18 protein-coding genes are annotated in these 16434 nt (G+C 62.7%); 8 read left to right on the top strand and 10 right to left on the bottom strand.

Features of this window, described 5'->3' with window-relative positions; all coding sequences use genetic code 11:
• Positions 1 to 2: 2 nt before the first annotated feature.
• From gspH to AC515T_RS02395, 6 genes are read left to right on the top strand one after another with little or no spacing between them, the layout of a single operon-like run.
• Positions 3 to 470 carry a type II secretion system minor pseudopilin GspH gene (gene gspH / locus AC515T_RS02370; protein ID WP_496531290.1) on the top strand — a complete coding sequence of 156 codons (468 nt, stop codon included), beginning with the start codon at positions 3 to 5 and terminating at the stop codon, positions 468 to 470.
• Positions 463 to 849 carry a type II secretion system minor pseudopilin GspI gene (gene gspI, locus AC515T_RS02375; protein WP_496531291.1) on the top strand — a complete coding sequence of 129 codons (387 nt, stop codon included), beginning with the start codon at positions 463 to 465 and terminating at the stop codon, positions 847 to 849. Before gspH ends, gspI begins: the two co-directional genes overlap by 8 nt.
• Positions 842 to 1375 (top strand): type II secretion system protein GspJ, encoded by a 534-nt coding sequence (locus AC515T_RS02380; protein WP_496531292.1) that lies wholly within the window; start codon positions 842 to 844, stop codon positions 1373 to 1375. Before gspI ends, AC515T_RS02380 begins: the two co-directional genes overlap by 8 nt.
• Positions 1372 to 2217, top strand: a complete 846-nt coding sequence (locus AC515T_RS02385; protein WP_496531293.1) for a type II secretion system protein GspK — start codon at positions 1372 to 1374, stop codon at positions 2215 to 2217. The genes AC515T_RS02380 and AC515T_RS02385 overlap by 4 nt, the downstream gene beginning before the upstream one ends.
• Positions 2217 to 3320 (top strand): type II secretion system protein GspL, encoded by a 1104-nt coding sequence (gspL, locus tag AC515T_RS02390; protein ID WP_496531294.1) that lies wholly within the window; start codon positions 2217 to 2219, stop codon positions 3318 to 3320. Before AC515T_RS02385 ends, gspL begins: the two co-directional genes overlap by 1 nt.
• Positions 3320 to 3775, top strand: coding sequence for a type II secretion system protein M (locus AC515T_RS02395; protein ID WP_496531295.1), 456 nt, complete (start codon positions 3320 to 3322; stop codon positions 3773 to 3775). The genes gspL and AC515T_RS02395 overlap by 1 nt, the downstream gene beginning before the upstream one ends.
• 802 nt (positions 3776 to 4577) lie before the next feature.
• Here the strand turns inward: AC515T_RS02395 and AC515T_RS02400 are convergent.
• Positions 4578 to 5834 carry an MFS transporter gene (locus AC515T_RS02400; protein ID WP_496533063.1) on the bottom strand — a complete coding sequence of 419 codons (1257 nt, stop codon included), beginning with the start codon at positions 5832 to 5834 and terminating at the stop codon, positions 4578 to 4580.
• A gap of 140 nt (positions 5835 to 5974) precedes the next feature.
• On the opposite strand from AC515T_RS02400, the gene AC515T_RS02405 reads away from it, so the two are divergent.
• Complete coding sequence (locus AC515T_RS02405) at positions 5975 to 6877, top strand: LysR family transcriptional regulator (protein WP_496531296.1); 903 nt, start codon at positions 5975 to 5977, stop codon at positions 6875 to 6877.
• A 351-nt stretch (positions 6878 to 7228) separates the two neighbouring features.
• Here the strand turns inward: AC515T_RS02405 and AC515T_RS02410 are convergent, their stop codons facing one another.
• Positions 7229 to 8206 carry an alpha/beta fold hydrolase gene (locus tag AC515T_RS02410; protein WP_496531297.1) on the bottom strand — a complete coding sequence of 326 codons (978 nt, stop codon included), beginning with the start codon at positions 8204 to 8206 and terminating at the stop codon, positions 7229 to 7231.
• A 390-nt stretch (positions 8207 to 8596) separates the two neighbouring features.
• Here AC515T_RS02410 and AC515T_RS02415 point away from each other — a divergent pair, with 390 nt between their 5' ends.
• Complete coding sequence (locus tag AC515T_RS02415; protein ID WP_496531298.1) at positions 8597 to 9130, top strand: hypothetical protein; 534 nt, start codon at positions 8597 to 8599, stop codon at positions 9128 to 9130.
• Positions 9131 to 9862: 732 nt separating this feature from the next.
• On the opposite strand, the gene AC515T_RS02420 is transcribed toward AC515T_RS02415, so the two are convergent.
• Genes AC515T_RS02420 through AC515T_RS02455 form a run of 8 tightly spaced genes read right to left on the bottom strand, consistent with a single transcriptional unit; the run spans position 9863 to position 16423 of the window.
• Positions 9863 to 10309, bottom strand: a complete 447-nt coding sequence (locus AC515T_RS02420; RefSeq protein WP_003197008.1) for a hypothetical protein — start codon at positions 10307 to 10309, stop codon at positions 9863 to 9865.
• A 42-nt stretch (positions 10310 to 10351) separates the two neighbouring features.
• A complete protein-coding gene (locus AC515T_RS02425) occupies positions 10352 to 11578 on the bottom strand; it encodes a beta-ketoacyl-ACP synthase (protein WP_496531299.1) in 1227 nt (408 codons plus the stop codon).
• Positions 11578 to 12306 carry a 3-oxoacyl-ACP reductase FabG gene (fabG, locus tag AC515T_RS02430; RefSeq protein ID WP_496531300.1) on the bottom strand — a complete coding sequence of 243 codons (729 nt, stop codon included), beginning with the start codon at positions 12304 to 12306 and terminating at the stop codon, positions 11578 to 11580. Before fabG ends, AC515T_RS02425 begins: the two co-directional genes overlap by 1 nt.
• Positions 12303 to 12770, bottom strand: a complete 468-nt coding sequence (locus AC515T_RS02435) for a hotdog family protein (protein WP_496531301.1) — start codon at positions 12768 to 12770, stop codon at positions 12303 to 12305. Before AC515T_RS02435 ends, fabG begins: the two co-directional genes overlap by 4 nt.
• Positions 12767 to 13963 carry a beta-ketoacyl-[acyl-carrier-protein] synthase family protein gene (locus AC515T_RS02440; protein ID WP_496531302.1) on the bottom strand — a complete coding sequence of 399 codons (1197 nt, stop codon included), beginning with the start codon at positions 13961 to 13963 and terminating at the stop codon, positions 12767 to 12769. Before AC515T_RS02440 ends, AC515T_RS02435 begins: the two co-directional genes overlap by 4 nt.
• Positions 13960 to 14442: a DUF3261 domain-containing protein gene (locus tag AC515T_RS02445; RefSeq protein ID WP_496531303.1), complete on the bottom strand. Its 483-nt coding sequence runs from the start codon at positions 14440 to 14442 to the stop codon at positions 13960 to 13962. Before AC515T_RS02445 ends, AC515T_RS02440 begins: the two co-directional genes overlap by 4 nt.
• Positions 14439 to 15167: a class I SAM-dependent methyltransferase gene (locus AC515T_RS02450; RefSeq protein WP_496531304.1), complete on the bottom strand. Its 729-nt coding sequence runs from the start codon at positions 15165 to 15167 to the stop codon at positions 14439 to 14441. The genes AC515T_RS02445 and AC515T_RS02450 overlap by 4 nt, the downstream gene beginning before the upstream one ends.
• Complete coding sequence (locus AC515T_RS02455) at positions 15164 to 16423, bottom strand: NAD(P)/FAD-dependent oxidoreductase (protein WP_496531305.1); 1260 nt, start codon at positions 16421 to 16423, stop codon at positions 15164 to 15166. The genes AC515T_RS02450 and AC515T_RS02455 overlap by 4 nt, the downstream gene beginning before the upstream one ends.
• Positions 16424 to 16434 lie beyond the last annotated feature (11 nt).

Here is a 16434-nt window from a genome sequence, read left to right on the forward strand (position 1 = left end):
CCATGCTGCGTGGTTGCCGGGGCTTCACCTTGTTGGAGCTGATGATCGTTATCGTCTTGATTGGTGTCCTGGCGGGCATGGTCCGCTTCGCCACGGGGCCGAGCCCGGCGCGTGAAGCCCGCCAGCAAGCCCGGGGCTTTGTCGCGGTGGTGCAGCAGTTGCGCGAGCGGGCGGTGTTGGACGGGCAGGAATACGGTGTGCGCGTGCAGCCTGGCGGTTATCAGGTGTTGCGACTCCAAGCCCGGGACTGGACGGCGGTGTCGGCGTTGCATCGATTGCCCGAGGGTCTAAGACTCGGGTTGGAGCAGGAGGGTCATGTCCTGCGCCTCGATGACGTGCAAGGCCCACCGCAGCTGCTGATGCTCAGCAGTGATGAGATCAGCCCGTTCAGGCTGCTCATCAACGTCGCAGGGCAGACGATTGCCCGGGTGTCGAGCGATGGTCTGGCGGAGCCGCTGATCGATGAGTAACGCGCGCAGGCAGGCTGTCGGTTGCCAGGGATTCACGTTGCTGGAGGTGATGATCGCCCTGGCGATTTTCGCGACGCTGGCGGCGGCCGTGCTTTCGGCCAGCCAGTTCGTGCTCAAACAGAGCGCGGGGCTCGAGGACCGTCTGTTCGGTGCCTGGCTGGCGGACAATCAGTTGAGCGAACTGCGCCTGCAAGCCGTCACGCCGCCCGGACAACAGCGGCTGAGCCGGCACCTGGATCGCCGTGATTGGACCTTGCAACAGCGGATCGCCCCGGCCCGTGATGGGCGCCTGTTGCAGGTCGAGATCCAGGTCAGCCACGTCGACAGCGCGACCGTCGCGCACCGCACCATCGGGTGGATCCGCAGCCGCCATGAATAAGCAATCGGGTTTCACCTTGTTGGAGCTGGTCATCGCCATCGCCATTTTTGCCTTGCTCGGCCTGGCCAGTTGGCGGCTGTTCGATGGCGTCGTGCGGACCCAGCAGGGAGCCGGTCAGCATGAGCGCGACATCAGGACCTTGCAGCGTGCTGTCGGCGTGATCGAACGGGATGTGTGGCAGGCGGTTATCGACTCGGTCGTACTCGCGCCCGGGCATTTGCGGCTGCAGCGCAGCCATTGGCGCAACCCGCTGGACCAGCCCCGCAGCGAACGGCAAACGGTGAGCTATCGACTCAAGGGTGGCGCGTTATGGCGCGAGAGTGTCGGCGAAGGCACGACGCTCATGCAGCGGCAGAAATTGCTCGACGACGTCCACAGCCTGGGCTGGCGGGTGTTCGACCGGCAACGGGGCTGGCGCGGCGAAACCGCGAGCGGCACCGCGCCACTGGCGCTGGAGTTGATCGTATCGGTGGGGCGTTTCGAACAGATCCGTCGGGTGCTGCTGTTGCCGGAAGCGTTGCCATGAAGCGCCAACGCGGCGTGGCGTTGATCAGCGTGTTGCTGGTGCTGAGCCTGGCCTTGCTGCTGGTCGGTGGGCTGTTGCGCAGCCATCGCCTGTTGTTGCACAGCAGCGCTCAGCAACTGCAACAGGTCCAGTTGCGGCAATTGGGATTGGCTGGGGAAGACTGGGCGCGGCTGGTATTGGAAAGCAGTGGGATAACGCCGTCCGGGCCCGTTGACCTGAGCCAGGATTGGGCCCGGCTCGGGCCCGTATTGGAAATGGACGGCGCCGAGTTGCACATCGGTATCGAGGATTTGTCCGGGCGTTTGAATCTCAATGGACTGTTGGCCCTGGGGCAAATCGATCAGGTCACCCTTGGTCGCTGGACTCGCTTGCTGACTCTGCTGGATCTGCCGCCGCTGTCGTTGCCCCAGGTCGGGCCGGTCCAGGAGTTGAGTCAACTGCGCCTGTTGCCGGGCATCGACGGCCAGACGCTACGGCGCCTGGAGCCCTGGGTGGTGTTGCTGCCCAAGGACGCGCGACTGAACATCAATACCGCTGCGCAACGCGTGCTGATGACCCTCGATGGCATGGAAGCCGGGGCCGCCCAGGCGTTGGTCAACCAGCGTCGCCACGCGCCCTATGCCAGCGTGCAGGCATTTACCAACGACCCGTTGCTGTCCGGCGTGGGCCTCAACGGCCATGGGCTGGGGGTGGGCAGTCGCTGGTTTCGAATCACCGTGAGCGTGATCCATGCCGACGGCCGTCTGCGCCTGGCCTCGGATATCGAGCGTGATTCTGCTAGCGGGCGCTGGACGGTTCGTCAGCGACGTTTCTTACCCTTCAGCCCCAGCGAGATACCTTGATGAAAACCTGGCTTTATCTGACAGCCGACGGCCTGGACGCGCCTTGCGCCAACTGGCCGTGTTGCGTGTGGTCGCCCACCGGCGAGCGTCGTCGTCTGCCGTTGCACGAGGCGGCCGGCGAGTTGAGCGGACGGCCTGTCGATGTGCTGTTGCCGATGGAAATGTGCAGCTGGTTGCGCAGCGATCCGTGGCCCTCTCGACGCCAGCCCCGGCCCCAGGCCCTGGCATTCGCCATTGAAGAACAACTGAGTGAAAACCTGGAAGCGCTGCACATCAGCGTCGGCCCGCGGGATCGTCAGCACCGCTATCCGCTGATGGTGACGGAACGTGCCCGCTTCCAGGCGCTGCTGGCGCTGCTCGCCGGGCAAGGCATCGACACGCGGGCGGTGCATGTCGACGCCGACCTGCTTGCTGAGGACCAGGCATTGGGCGTGCGCTGGTTCGGGCGTTGGTTGTTGGGTGGAGGGTTGCCGGTGCGAGTGTCGTTGTCGGTACGGGCCTTGGCGACGCTCAAGCCCGGCCTGTCCGAGGACATTCACTGGCTGGACGAAGAGCGCGATTGCCCGGGTATCGATGAATGGATTTTGAATGCCGGTGGGCGTCCTATCGACTTGTTGCAAGGGGCGTTCCGTCGGCGCCGGCGAGTGCTGCCATGGCGTGGCGCTTCGGCGGCTGCGCTGGGCCTGTTGGTGCTCACCTGGGTCTTTTGCGACGCCCGCGTACGTTTTCTTGAAAGCGAAACCCGGCTTTTGTATGCCCAGAGTGAGCAGCGATTCAGGTCGCTGTATCCCGGGCAGGAGCGGATCGTCGACCTGGCTCTGCAGTTCCAGGCACTGCAGAGCCGGCGCGGGCAAAGCCACGACACTCAGGTCGCGCGTCTGACCCGTCTGACCGAGCAGGTCATTGGTGCCAGCAACGTCGAGGTGCAGCGCATCGATTTTCGTGAAGGCGAAGGCTGGAAGATCCAACTGACGGCGAACAGTTTCGTCGAACTGGAACAACTGCGTGAACGCGGGCAGCAAAACGGATTGCCCGTCACCCTGGGCAGCGCCAGCAAACAGAACAACCGCGTGCAGGCCATCCTCACACTGGAGAACAGTTGATGAACGTCAATGGATGGCGGGTCTTGAAACAGACCTGGGGAAGCCTGTCGCGCCGGGAGCAAGGGCTGTTGCTGGGGCTTGCCGGGTTGTTGTCGGTGGCGCTGGTCTACAGCGCGATTTGGCAACCGACCCGGCAACGGTTGGAGATTGCCGAACGACAGCATCGTCAACAGGCTGAACTGAGTGCCCGGATCCAACGCGCGGAACCCACCCGGAACACGACTGCCGCCACCCGGCCCTTGTCGGTACGCGTCAATGAAAGTGCAACCGCGGCGGGCTTGGACGTGGCGGAAATGGAGGTCGACGGCGACTCGTTGCGACTCGCCGTCAGTGGCGATGCGAGTGCGTTGCTTCATTGGTTGGATCAACAGGAGCAAGAGGGCGCGGTGCTGCGATCGCTGACACTGGAAGTGGAGAATGGTGTGTTGGGTGCGCGGGTGGTTTTGCGTCAATGACACACAGCTGTTTTGACCAGGATATGAGGGGCCGTTGTGGGTTGGTGGGAGTGGGTCAGCGATCTGCTTTTTCGGAGGACACACAGGGTTCAGGGGCACATAGGCCTCTGTGGCGAGGGAGCTTGCTCCCGCTCGGCTGTGCAGCAGTCGTAAATCGGTTTGCAGGGTTCACCTGTTGCATCGCGGTGTCTGGTTGTGGGGCTGCTTCGCAACCCAGCGGGAGCAAGCTCCCTCGCCACGGGATTGGGTTCGGTCTTTAAGTCCGTGGCATAACACTCCCTTGTGGCGAGGGGATTTATCCCCGCTCGGCTGCGCAGCAGTCGTAAATCGGTTTGCAGGGTTCACCTGTTGCATCACGGTGTCTGGTTTTGGGGCTGCTTCGCAACCCAGCGGGAGCAAGCTCCCTCGCCACGGGATTGGGTTCGGTCTTTAAGTCCGTGGCATAACACTCCCTTGTGGCGAGGGGATTTATCCCCGCTCGGCTGCACAGCAGTCGTAAATCGGTTTGCAGGGTTCACCTGTTGCATCGCGGTGTCTGGTTTTGGGGCTGCTTCGCAACCCAGCGGGAGCAAGCTCCCTCGCCACGGGATTGGGTTCGGTCTTTAAGTCCGTGGCATAACACTCCCTTGTGGCGAGGGGATTTATCCCCGCTCGGCTGCACAGCAGTCGTAAACCCGGCTGGCAGGGTTCACCTGTTGCACTGCTGTTCGGTTTTGGGGCTGCTTCGCAACCCAACGGGGATAAATCCCCTCGCCACAAAGTACGTGCTCTGGCTCAAGTTTGGACCGGGCTTGCGCGATGGCTAGACCTGCACATTCCCCGGCAACAACGGTAACTTCGCCAGTTTCACCGCCACCAGCAACGCCACCACCAGCAAGCCACCGATGAACAGGCCGATCCCGTTCCAGCCGCCCAGGTGCCACGCCACGCCGCCCGCCGTACCCGCCACGCTGGATCCGGCATAGTAGCTGAACAGATAAAGCGACGAAGCCTGGCCCTTGGCCTTGAGGGCGCGGCGGCCGATCCAGCTGCTGGCGACCGAATGGGCGCCGAAGAAGCCGAAGGTGAACACCAACATGCCCAGGATCACCAGCCACAGGGGCGTGGCCATGGTCAGCACGAGGCCGGCCAGCATCAGCGCGATGGTTGCCCAGAGCATTTTGCGACGGCCGAGTTTGTCCGCCAGTGCGCCGACTTTGGCCGAGCTGTAGATGCCCGACAGATACACCACCGACAGCAACCCGACGAAGGCCTGGTCCAGGTGATAGGGCTCGGCCAGCAGGCGGTAGCCGATGTAGTTGAACAGCGTCACGAACGCGCCCATCAGCACGAAAGCTTCGAGGAACAGCAGCGGCAACCCGGCGTCGCGAAAGTGCAGGGTGAAACCGTCCAGCAGGCTGCGTGGGTGCAGCGAACGGGGACGGAAGTTGCGTGACTCGGGAAGAATCCGCCAGAACACCGCCGCCGCGATCAGTGCCAGACCGCCAATCACCAGCATCGCGGTGTGCCAGCTGACGAAGTCGATCAAGACCCCGGTGATCAGGCGCCCGCACATGCCGCCAATGGCGTTGCCAGCGATATACAGCCCCATCGCCAGGCCGATGTGCTTGGGATGGATCTCTTCGCTCAGGTACGTCATCGCAACGGCTGCCAGTCCGCTCAATGACAGCCCGACCAAGGCGCGCAGCAGCAGGACGCCTTGCCAGGTCGGCATCATGGCGCTGGCAATCGTGCACACCGACGCGGCGAAGAGCGCCGTGACCATCACTGACTTGCGGCCAATGCGGTCGGAAATCGGACCGGTGATCAACAGGCCGATGGCGAGCAGGCCGGTCGCCACCGACAGGATCAGGCTGCTCTGCGCCGCGTTGATGGAAAACTCCCTGGACAACAGCGGCATCATCGGTTGCACGCAATACAGCAGGGCGAAGGTCGCAAAGCCGCCGCAGAACAGCGCCAGCACCGTGCGCATGAACATCGGCGTGCCTTTCTCGATGTAGATGTCCTTGAGTTCGGCGACGACCTCGTCCTGCGCACGCGGCGGGATTTCATGGGCCAATGGAGCGACAGCAGTTTTCACGGTGGACCTCGCAAGGACACGATCAGGCAGGCAATGAAAAAAGCATATAGCCGGCTAATGTTTCTATCCAATATATTATTCGACCTGTTTAAGATGTTTAACGACCTATTGGATAACCCATGGAACTGCGTCACCTGCGTTACTTCATCGCCGTTGCCGAAGAACTGCATTTCGGTCGCGCCGCGCTGGCCCTGGGCATCTCCCAGCCGCCGTTGAGCCAGCAGATCCAGGCACTGGAACAGGAGATTGGTGCACGGTTGTTTGAGCGTACCAATCGTCGAGTCGAATTGAGCGAAGCCGGGCGGTTGTTCCTTGAAGAAGCGCGACGGGTGTTGGTCCAGGTCGACAAGGCCGCCGACGTGGCCCGCCGTGCGCAACTGGGGGAGTTGGGCGAGCTGAAGATCGGCTTCACCTCCTCGGCACCATTCAATTCCACCATTCCCCAGGCGATTTTTTCCTTCAGGCAACGCTTCCCGGCGGTGCACCTGAACCTGCGGGAAATGAGCAGTACCCAAGTGGCCGACGCACTGCTCGACGAAGTGATCGAGGTAGGCATCATGCGCCCCTTGCAGCTGCCCGACACCTTGACGGAAATCGAACTCAGCCGCGAACCGCTGGTGGCCGTGCTCAGCGCCAAGCATCCCCTGGCCCAGGGCAATGAAGGCGGCCTGTTCCTCTCGGCCTTGGCCCTGGAACCGTTCGTGTTCTTCCCCCGCAGCTACGGCAGCGGCCTCTACGCCCAACTCCTGAGCCTGGCCCGTGACGCCGGCTTCAGCCCGCATTTCGCCCAGGAAGCCGGCGAGGCCATGACCATCATTGGCTTGGTTGCGGCGGGGCTGGGCGTCTCGGTACTGCCGGCGTCCTACCAGCGCATGCGGATTGATGGCGTGGTCTATCGACCGCTGCTCGACCCGGCGGCGGTGTCGGCGGTGTGGCTGGTACAGCGCAAGGATCAGCGTTCGCCGATGGCGGCGGCGTTTGTGGCGTTGTTGACCGATGGGGTGGAGTTACCGAGTGGTTAGTGTCGGCGCGGATGACATCATAAAGTTGAAGTTGGTAATGAATGTAAAAACACCTTGTCATGATCTGTCGTTCATAAAGCGCCGGCGGGATCGTCTCTTCTCGCAGCGTGCGCACGGACAAGGCAGGGAAGGTTCTCCTGAACCAGTAATCCAGGTGTTGCCTCATCACATTGGAAGGCCGTGGGATGGCGTTGTTCAGGCGGGACGTTCCACTGCTTTCTTCCTGGAGGAATGTTGGCAGCACAACCTATTCAAGAAAAGTTTGGGTGGGTGGTACATAGCTACCGCATGCAGGGAGGGGCGATAGGGTAAGAGCAATCAATGAGCGGCTATGACGTGGGCGCTTTCGGATCATTGGGTGATTGTGAAGAACGCCAGAATCGCCTCGCGAGTCGCCTGCGTTTGTTCCTCCAGCACCCAATGCCCGGTATCGACCAATATCAATGAGTGCGGTTGCGTCGCAATGTACAAGGCCTGTTCGGCCAAGGTCTTTCCTCTCGAGTGGTCCCCGCCGATGGTGAGCAGTGGAGCAGTCAATTTGTTCTTGGAAAATTCCAGGTTGTCATTCGCATCCTGCTCTACCCAGGCGGAATAAAGCTTGAAAGCCGCTTCCATGCGTCCAGGCCGGGAGTAGTCTTGCACCAGCGCCTGTCGCACCGCGTGACTGACTTTAGCGTTGCGCGCGAGTACGAAGTCATCGAAGAACATGTCCAGGTAGGTTTTCTCTTGTCCTTGAATCAGGGTGAGGGCCGCTTTGCCAAAGAAACGAAAGTGCCATTTGCTGGCAATGCCGGCCGCAGGATCCCCGTTGTAGGCAACTTCCCATCCGGGAATGCCCGGAATAAATCCGTCCATCAACACAATGCGCCCGGTTTCAGCCGGATAAAGCGCCCCGTAGGCGTAGGCAATGATCAAACCGATGTCATGACCAATGATATCGACCTGCTTGATGTTCAAAAGGGTGATCAGTTCGTGCAGATCATGGGCCATGCTTTTTTTGTCGTAGCCACCGACTGAAATATCCGTTTCGCCAGCGCCGCGATAATCCGGAACGATGGGGGTAAAACCGGCATGCACCAATGCGCCCATCAAGGGTTCCCAGCTACGCCAGCTGCCTGGAAACCCATGCACCAGCAAAATCGGGCGTGCCCCATCACCGCCCACGAGGTAGTGGAGGCGAATACCGTTCACGGATACGTAGGCATGTGTAAATGTCGCACCGTCGACAACGACGCTGTTGGGTTCCGCTGAAGGCAATGTGTCGTGCTGTTTGAGGGACATGGGTACGCGGCCCGACCAGGCTATTGTGTTTATCAATTTTTTATCCATGTTTGGAGCCGAATTAATTTTATGGGCTGCGAATCACAGCTCATAAGGTCGAGCGGTTGGATCGAGCGTCGACGCCTGGAAGCCTGAAGCTATTCCGAGCACTCTCGCTACTGTCAGAGTTGACAGTTCCGACAACAGGCAAAAAGTGTGGCTTCGATTGAGGGCGGCAGAAAAAGGGCGGCAGGATGGGCGTTGCGTCAGGCTCCTTTCGACTGTAGGAAAATGCGCTTTTCTGGTTACGACACTTCCTATTCGCTCCAGATACCACGCCGCTGGGCTTGCGACTCGCCAGCGCTGCAACGTCTTATTCATCACTCTGATCGTCTGGCTCAGTGCTCCCTCCCGGCGGAAGGGGGCGCAGCCTGAAGCCCATGAATAAGGCCCCTGAAAATGCACTCATCTTTGGATGCCCCTTACACCAACGAAATCTCCCGTGAGTCTCTCAGTCATTTGGATGACTTGTACTTGGAGCCACGCCAACTGGAGGGTTATGGCGAAGAAGTCGCGGCATGGGTTAATCGACAAAAAGCATTCGTCGAAGCTCATCCGCCCATCGCTATTTATCGAGTGGCCACCGAGGGTAGCCAGACGCGTGACGGCGGAACGATCCAGCAGGTGTCATCGTCGTTGACGTTCACCTTGGATAATGGCTGGAAAGTACGCGCCGCGCAGAAAGGCGACCAGGTGGTGTATGCCGATGGCAGCACGGCACGGATCATCACCGGCGCCGGGGAAGCCAATAGCAACATCGCACTGGTCGGCAGCCGCTTGAGCAATGGCGACGAGATCATCAATACGCTTCAGAAACGTTTCCTGATCATCGTGCGTGAGGGGGTGCCGATGGCGGAGGATTTTTTGCCTGCACTTAGGCTGGCGGATGTTCATCGCCTGCACGCGAATGCGATGAAGAAAGACATCCACTGAACGAGTGGTCTGCTGCGCAGCCCAGCGGGAGCAAGCTCCCTCGCCACAAGGTTCGTGCTTGACACTCGGACTGCTGGGGGGCTCCAAACAGGGTGAAGATGATCTACCTGATACACCGGCGCCAGGCCTGATGCCTATGGGAACCAGGGTGTCGGCAGTATCTGGGTACACCACCAAACCCTGTGGGAGCGAGCTTGCTCGCGATGACGGCAGCACAGCCAACCTCACCGGCACTGACCCACCGCTATCGCGAGCAAGCTCGCTCCCACAGTGGATCCAGGGTGTTCGCAATATCCTGGGGTGCCATCAAACCCTGTGGGAGCGAGCTTGCTCGCGATGACGGCGGCACAGCCAACCTCACCGGCACTGACCCACCGCAATCGCGAGCAGGCTCGCTCCCACAGTGGATCCAGGGTGTTCGCAATATCTTGGGGTGCCATCAAACCCTGTGGGAGCGAGCTTGCTCGCGATGACGGCGGCACAGCCAACCTCACCGGCACTGACCCACCGCAATCGCGAGCAGGCTCGCTCCCACAGTGGATCCAGGGTGTTCGCAATATCCTGGGGTGCCATCAAACCCTGTGGGAGCGAGCCTGCTCGCGATGACGGCAGCACAGCCAACCTCACCGGCGCTGACCCACCGCTATCGCGAGCAAGCTCGCTCCCACATGAGGGTTGTTTGATGGCCTGGCATGAGTCGCCAGGCTTTTCTAACGGTTCAAAAAGCGCTTATTACTGCACCTTCGCCAAATCCCCCTTCAACGCAACGCCAGCCATGATCGCGCCCGCGTGACATTCGTAGGTGGTGGGGTCTTTGCGTTCGTTGCTCTTGTAGAAGCTGACGATGTTGGTGACGGCGTTGGCGCCGGCGTTCTTGGCGGCCTGGTGCAGGCTGATCAGGGCTGATTGCAGCACCCATTCGCAGGCCACTTCATCGGACTTGTTGAAGGCATTGGTTTTCTTGTTGGTCACGGCGCCGGGGCTGACCACGGTGACGTTGCCCGCCGGTTTGTTGCCGGCCAGGTAGAATTTCACGCTGCCGTCGATCTTGCCGGTGCGGATGGCTTCGGCGACGACCTTGTCGAACGGCAGGAACAGCGCGGTATCACGGGCCTGGCTGAGGCTTGGCAGGGTGCTGAGCAACAGGGCGGCGGTCACGGCGATTTTCTTCAACGACATCATGGTCTCCTTGACGAGGGGTAACGGGGTTTTGAATCCGATTCAGCGCCAGCGGCGGAAGATCAGCGAGGTGTTGACCCCACCAAAGGCGAAATTGTTGTTCATCACGTATTCGTGGCTCATCGGCCGGAATTCGTTGCGCAGGTAATCGAGCTGGCCGCATTGGGGGTCAACCTCATCGAGGTTGAAGGTGTGCACGTAGAGGTCGCGGTTCATCATTTCGATGCTGAACCAGGACTCCAGTGCCCCGCAGGCCCCCAGGGTGTGGCCGAGGAAGCTCTTCTGCGAACTGATGGGCATGTGCTCGCCAAACAGGCTGCTGGTGGCCAGGGTTTCGGCAATGTCGCCCTGTTCGGTGGCGGTGCCGTGGCCGTTGACGTAGCCGATGGCCGAGGGTTCGAGACCGGCATCTTCCAGGGCCAGTTCCATGGCCCGGCGCATGGTGACCAGTTCGGGGCGGGTGGCGTGCTGGCCGTCGGCATTGCTGCCGAAGCCGACGATTTCGGCATGGATCCGTGCGCCCCGGGCCAGGGCGTGTTCCAGTTCTTCAAGCACGAGCATGCCGGCGCCTTCGCCGATCACCAGGCCATCGCGGCCCTTGTCATAGGGGCGTGGGCTGGTTTGCGGCGCATCGTTTTTCAGGCTGGTGGCGTAGAGCGCATCGAAGACCATCGCTTCGGTCGGGCACAGTTCTTCCGCCCCGCCGGCCAGCATCAACGGCAGGCGCCCGAACTTGATGGCCTCGTAGGCGTAGCCGATGCCGTGGCTGCCGCTGGTGCAGGCACTGGACGTGGGGATCAGGCGTCCGGTCAGCCCGAAAAATATGCTGATGTTGGCCGCCGTGGTGTGGGGCATCATCCGCACATAGGAGTTGGCGTTCAGGCCTTCGGCCACGCTGTTGAGCAGCATGTTGCCGAACGCCTTGATCTCGTCGGTGCTGCCGGTGGACGAACCGCAGGACACGCCCATGCGCCCGTCCTTGATCGATTCGTCGCCCAGCAGGCCGGCGTCGGCCAGGGCCTGTTCCGCCGATGCGACCGCCAGGCGCGAGACCCGACCCATGCTGCGCAGTTGCTTGCGGGTCCAGTGGGCCGGAACCTGGAAATCGTCGATGGGGCCGGCCAGGCGCGTGTTCAGTTCGGTGAAACGGTCCCACTCATCCATGCGCCGGATGCCGCTGCGGTTGGCGGCGAAGTTGGCGGCGATGGTCTCCCAGTCGCTGCCCACGGAGGTGATGCCGGCCATGCCGGTGACGACGACGCGTTTCATCAGCACAAGCCTCCGTTGACGGCCAAGACTTGCCGGGTGATGTAGCCGGCTTCGGCGGACATCAGGAAGTTCACTGCGCCAGCCACTTCTTCCGGGGTGCCCATGCGCTGGGCGGGGATCATTTTCATCAGTTCTTCCACGGGTACGTTTTCATCGAGCATGGCGGTGTCGATCAACCCCGGCGCGACGCAATTGACGGTGATCTTGCGCTTGCCCAGCTCGATTGCCAACGCCTTGGCCGCGCCGATCAAACCGGCCTTCGACGCACTGTAGTTGACCTGGCCGCGATTGCCGATCAGCCCGGAAACCGACGTGATGCAGACGATCCTTCCGGCGGCGCGCCGACGGATCATCGGCATCATCACCGGGTGCAGTACGTTGTAGAAACCGTCGAGGTTGGTGCGCATCACCACATCCCAGTCGTCTTCGCTCAGGGCCGGGAAGGCGCCATCGCGGGTCAGGCCGGCATTGAGCACCACGCCGTAATAGGCGCCGTGGGCGTCGACATCGGCTTCGAGAATGGCCTTGCAGGCGGCGCGGTCGGCCACGTCGAATTGCAGCACCCGGGCGTTGCGGCCCAAGGCCTGGATTTGTGCCTGGACTGTTTCGGCCTCGGCGCGGCCGCTGCGGCAGTGCAGCACGAGGTCGTGCCCGGCCTGGGCCAGGCGCAGGGCGATGGCGCGACCGATGCCACGGCTGGAGCCGGTGACCAGTACGGATTCAGTCATGACGGGGTTCCTGTTGCGGACGGTTCGTGAAGGTAATGAGCGGCCTGGGGCGGACGGAAGACATTGAGTCGGGCCGTGGCATGGATGCCGGGGGCGTGGATGTGGCATTCGAACACGCCCATGCCGTTGTCGTCTTCCAGGGAGCGCACGCCATGGATGCTCAGCGCGGTGCCGGCGGGAAAACAGTCGACGTTGCATTCGAACTTGCGGGTGCCGAGCAGAAAGCCCAGCTCCACGGCATCGCCGCGTCGGCGGGCGTGGCAACCGGCAAACGCTGCCACACTCTGGGCCATCAGCTCGATGCCGACCCAGGCCGGCAGCGCGCCGTCGTCGCGGTTGAACAAACCGCCGGGCTTGACGGTGGCGTGGGTGTGGATCTGTTCGTCATCGAACGACAGGATCCGGTCGATGAGGATCATGTCGCCGGCATGGGGCAGCAGTTCGGCGAGCGGCCAGTCAATCATGGGGCGTCTCCGATAATCAGGCTGACGTTGTTGCCGCCGAAGGCAAATGAATTGCTCATCAGGCGGCGCGGGGTGGCCGGGTTCAGGCGGGTGTTGGCGGTGACCCAGTTCAGCGCTGGCAGGGCAGGATCGGCCTGGCCGTCCCAGAGGTGCGGTGGCAGGGCCTGGGCGGTGTTTTCCGCGCTCAGGGCCAGCCAGCAGAACGCCGCTTCCAGCGCCCCGGCCGCGCCGAGGGTGTGGCCGGTCATGGGCTTGGTGGACGAGCAGGGCACGCCCGCCGGGAACAGCCCGGCCACGGCCTGGCTTTCCATGGCGTCATTGTGTTGCGTGGCGGTGCCGTGCAGGTTCAGGTAGTCGATCTGGCGGGCGTCGAGGCCGGCGCAACGCAGGGCTTTTTCCATGGCCTGGCGCGCGCCGCGACCGCTGGGTTCAGGTGCGGAAATATGGTGGGCATCGGAACTGGCGCCGTCGCCGAGCAAGGCAATCGGTGCTCCCTCGCCAGGGGTCTTGCTCATGAGAAACAGCACCGCCGCTTCGCCAATGTTGATGCCGCTGCGGTTCACCGAAAACGGATTGCAGCGTTCGTTCGACACCGCCTCCAGCGCGGAAAAACCGTTGAGGGTCAGTTTGCACAGGCTGTCCACGCCACCGCACAGCACGGCATCGCACAGGCCCAGGTCCAACAGGCGCCGGGCGCTCATCAAGGCCCGGGCGCTGGAGGTGCAGGCTGTGGAGATCACGTAGGACGGGCCGCTCAGGCCGAGCCAGTCGGAAAGAAAGTTGGCCGGCGCGCTGAGTTCCTGTTGCTGGTAGTCGTAGCCGTCGGGGAAGCGCTGCTCGCGCAGATAATGAGCGATGCCCTGGCTGGCCTCATCGATGCCCGACGTGCTGGTGCCCAGGACGATGCCGATGCGGGCGTGACCGTAGGCTTGGATGGCTTGGTCGATCTCGGCGCGAATCTGCAGCCCCGCCTCCAACAGCAATTGATTATTGCGGCTGCGTTGCGCCGCCAGGGCCGGGAGGATGGGCGCGAGCTCACCCGGCACCGCGGCGACCGGCAAGGCCCGTTCGGCCACCCAGCCAGCCTCGCTGCGCACGCCCGAGCAGTCGCCGGCAAACAGGTTGCGCGCGACGGTGTGCTTGTCGCGGCCCAGGGCGCAGATCACCCCGAGGGCATTCAGGTAGGCGGTCATGGGGCGTTCTCGGTCAGCGGTGTGATGCGGTAGCGGGGGCCTTGGGGCAGGCTCATTTCAAAATCCAGCGGCTGCGTGTAGCGCACCTGCCAACGATTATCGAGGGTCCGTTGCGATGCCTGTTCCCGGGCCGCCGGATAGTTGCCGGACAGCTCGGCCTCGGGGGTCAGGGCGAACAACAGCGCGGCGAACAACTCCCGGGCTTCGGCATTGGGCGGCAGCAGACCGTCGGCCTGCCACTGGCCGTCGACCAGGCGCTGGCGGGCCACGGGAATGCCCAGCGGGTCCATCATCGACCAACGGATGCCGGTGTCTTCGCGCTGGATCACCAGCAACCAGTCCTGGCGTTGGTCGGCCAGTGTTCGTTCGATGTGCAGTTGCATCGGCAACGCCAGGGTCGGCGTGCGGGCGGGCAGCGGCGCCTGGCTGGCGCAGGCGCTGAGCAGCAACACACAGGCAATCAGCAGGCCACGGATCATCCGGCCGCCCCTTCGCGAGGCTTGCGCGCCACCACGTTGACCAGGGTTTCCTCACGCTCGCCAAACGGCTTGGGCCGACGCAGGCCAAAGCGCTCCAGCAGGCCGAAATCCTTGGCGCGGCTCCACCACAGATACGGGTAGGACACGTTGCGGTCTTCGAACTGGAACCCTTGGTCGCGGATCATCTGCAGGTACTGCGCGGCACTTTTCTGCACGTGCATGGGATGACGAAACAGCCAGCGGATCACCCAGGTATCGATGTAGGCCTCGGTGGATTCGGCGAACAGCAGATAGCCGCCGGGCTTGAGTACGCGGTAGAACTCGGCGAGGGCTTTTTCCTGCTCCACCAGGTGATGGAACGTCTGGTGGCAGAACAGCAGGTCGACGCTGGCGTCGGGCACCGCCAAGGTCGCGCAGTCGCTGCCGATCAGTTCCACGGCCATGCCTTGGCGCGTGGCTTCCTCCCGGCTCAGGTCCAGGCTGTGGGGGTCGGCATCCACGCCGATCAGGCGGTGTGGCGCGAACACCTGGCGCAGGTACTGGAACGACTTGCCCTGGCCGCAACCGGCGTCCAGCAGCACCGGGTTGGCCGGTAGCGCGGTACTGAACAGGCTGCGCAGGTCGTTGATCGCCACGCGCAACACGTGGTGCTGCCAGGTGTGGCTGCGCAGGAACCAGAAGCCGAAGCGGGTTTCTTCGACGTAGTTGTCGCTCAGGTAGCTCATGGCCGCTGACTCGGCGCCGGGCTCGCGCAGATCTCCGAGAGCATGCGCAGGCGCCGCTTGGGTTCACTGACGAACGGGTTGCGTTGGTCCCAGGCGTAGCCGGCCAGGATCGAGCTGATCATGCGCCGGATGTCGTCTGAGCCTTCAGTGTAGAAAATCACGTCCTGGAAGGTGCCGGCGTACCAACCCTCGACATAGCAGCGGAAGGTGTCGACGCCGCGCTTGAGCGGCTCGGCGAACTCGCTTTGCCAATCCACGCTTTCACCTTGCAACTGACGGTGGAGCACGTCGGCGGCCATGCTCGCCGAACGCATGGCGATGGTGACGCCGGAGGAGAACACCGGGTCGAGGAATTCCGCAGCGTTGCCCAACAGGGCGAAGCCAGGGCCGTGCAGGGTCTTGACGTTGGCCGAGTAGCCGCCAATAGTCCGCGCCGGGGTGTCCCACACCGCGTTCTGCAGCACGCCGGCCAGGCTCGGGGTTTCATCGATGAAACCGCGCAGGCAGGCATCGAGGTCGTCGGTGCGGCCGGCGAAATGTTCCGCCGCCGCGACCACGCCCACCGAGCAGCGCCCGCCGCTGAACGGAATGGTCCAGAACCATACGTCACGTTTGCTCGGGTGGGTGGTGATCAGGATCTTTTCCCGGTCGAACGTCGGAGCGTCGATGCGATCCTCGATGTGGGTGAACACGGCCTGGCGCAGCGGGAAGTTCGACGGCGCCTCCAGGTCCAGCAGGCGTGGCAGGACGCGACCGTAGCCGCTGGCATCGAGCACGAAGTCGGCTTCGACACGGTACTCGCTGCCGTCTTCGCGCTGTACGCCCAGTCGTGGTTTGGCGAGGGTGAAGTCGGCACTGGCAATCGCCTGGCCGTAGCGGATCTCCACGCCTTGCAGGGCGGCCTGGTCGGCCAGCAATTTGTCGAAGTCGGCGCGTTGCACCTGGAAGGTCGTGGGCTTGCCGTTGCTGAAGGTATCGCCGAAATCGAAGGCGCTGTAGCGCTCGCCCCAGGCAAACGCGGCGCCGTTCTTGCGCTGGAAACCGGCGGCATTCACCGCGTCGAGCATGCCCGCTTCTTCAACGAAATCCAGGCAATGGGACAACAGGCTCTCACCGATGGAGAAGCGTGGGAAATGCTGACGCTCGATGACCAGCACATCGTGGCCCTTGCGCTTGAGCAGCGCGGCGGCGATGGCCCCGGAGGGACCGGCACCGATGATGACGACCTGGCGATATTCCGTTTCAGTGACAGGCATTGGGGTTCCTT

Source organism: Pseudomonas sp. FSO-7 (genome assembly GCF_059579345.1).

What these genes read in the sequence shown, in the direction of transcription:
- AC515T_RS02395 (WP_496531295.1), top strand. Translation starts at nt 3,320, where the DNA reads ATGAACGTCAATGGATGGCGGGTCTTGAAACAGACCTGGGGAAGCCTG.
- AC515T_RS02405 (WP_496531296.1), top strand. Translation starts at nt 5,975, where the DNA reads ATGGAACTGCGTCACCTGCGTTACTTCATCGCCGTTGCCGAAGAACTG.
- AC515T_RS02450 (WP_496531304.1), bottom strand. Translation starts at nt 15,167, where the DNA reads ATGAGCTACCTGAGCGACAACTACGTCGAAGAAACCCGCTTCGGCTTC.
- AC515T_RS02440 (WP_496531302.1), bottom strand. Translation starts at nt 13,963, where the DNA reads ATGACCGCCTACCTGAATGCCCTCGGGGTGATCTGCGCCCTGGGCCGC.
- AC515T_RS02425 (WP_496531299.1), bottom strand. Translation starts at nt 11,578, where the DNA reads ATGAAACGCGTCGTCGTCACCGGCATGGCCGGCATCACCTCCGTGGGC.
- AC515T_RS02385 (WP_496531293.1), top strand. Translation starts at nt 1,372, where the DNA reads ATGAAGCGCCAACGCGGCGTGGCGTTGATCAGCGTGTTGCTGGTGCTG.
- gspL (WP_496531294.1), top strand. Translation starts at nt 2,217, where the DNA reads ATGAAAACCTGGCTTTATCTGACAGCCGACGGCCTGGACGCGCCTTGC.
- AC515T_RS02410 (WP_496531297.1), bottom strand. Translation starts at nt 8,206, where the DNA reads ATGGATAAAAAATTGATAAACACAATAGCCTGGTCGGGCCGCGTACCC.
- fabG (WP_496531300.1), bottom strand. Translation starts at nt 12,306, where the DNA reads ATGACTGAATCCGTACTGGTCACCGGCTCCAGCCGTGGCATCGGTCGC.
- AC515T_RS02435 (WP_496531301.1), bottom strand. Translation starts at nt 12,770, where the DNA reads ATGATTGACTGGCCGCTCGCCGAACTGCTGCCCCATGCCGGCGACATG.
- AC515T_RS02380 (WP_496531292.1), top strand. Translation starts at nt 842, where the DNA reads ATGAATAAGCAATCGGGTTTCACCTTGTTGGAGCTGGTCATCGCCATC.
- gspH (WP_496531290.1), top strand. Translation starts at nt 3, where the DNA reads ATGCTGCGTGGTTGCCGGGGCTTCACCTTGTTGGAGCTGATGATCGTT.
- gspI (WP_496531291.1), top strand. Translation starts at nt 463, where the DNA reads ATGAGTAACGCGCGCAGGCAGGCTGTCGGTTGCCAGGGATTCACGTTG.
- AC515T_RS02420 (WP_003197008.1), bottom strand. Translation starts at nt 10,309, where the DNA reads ATGTCGTTGAAGAAAATCGCCGTGACCGCCGCCCTGTTGCTCAGCACC.
- AC515T_RS02445 (WP_496531303.1), bottom strand. Translation starts at nt 14,442, where the DNA reads ATGATCCGTGGCCTGCTGATTGCCTGTGTGTTGCTGCTCAGCGCCTGC.
- AC515T_RS02455 (WP_496531305.1), bottom strand. Translation starts at nt 16,423, where the DNA reads ATGCCTGTCACTGAAACGGAATATCGCCAGGTCGTCATCATCGGTGCC.
- AC515T_RS02415 (WP_496531298.1), top strand. Translation starts at nt 8,597, where the DNA reads ATGCACTCATCTTTGGATGCCCCTTACACCAACGAAATCTCCCGTGAG.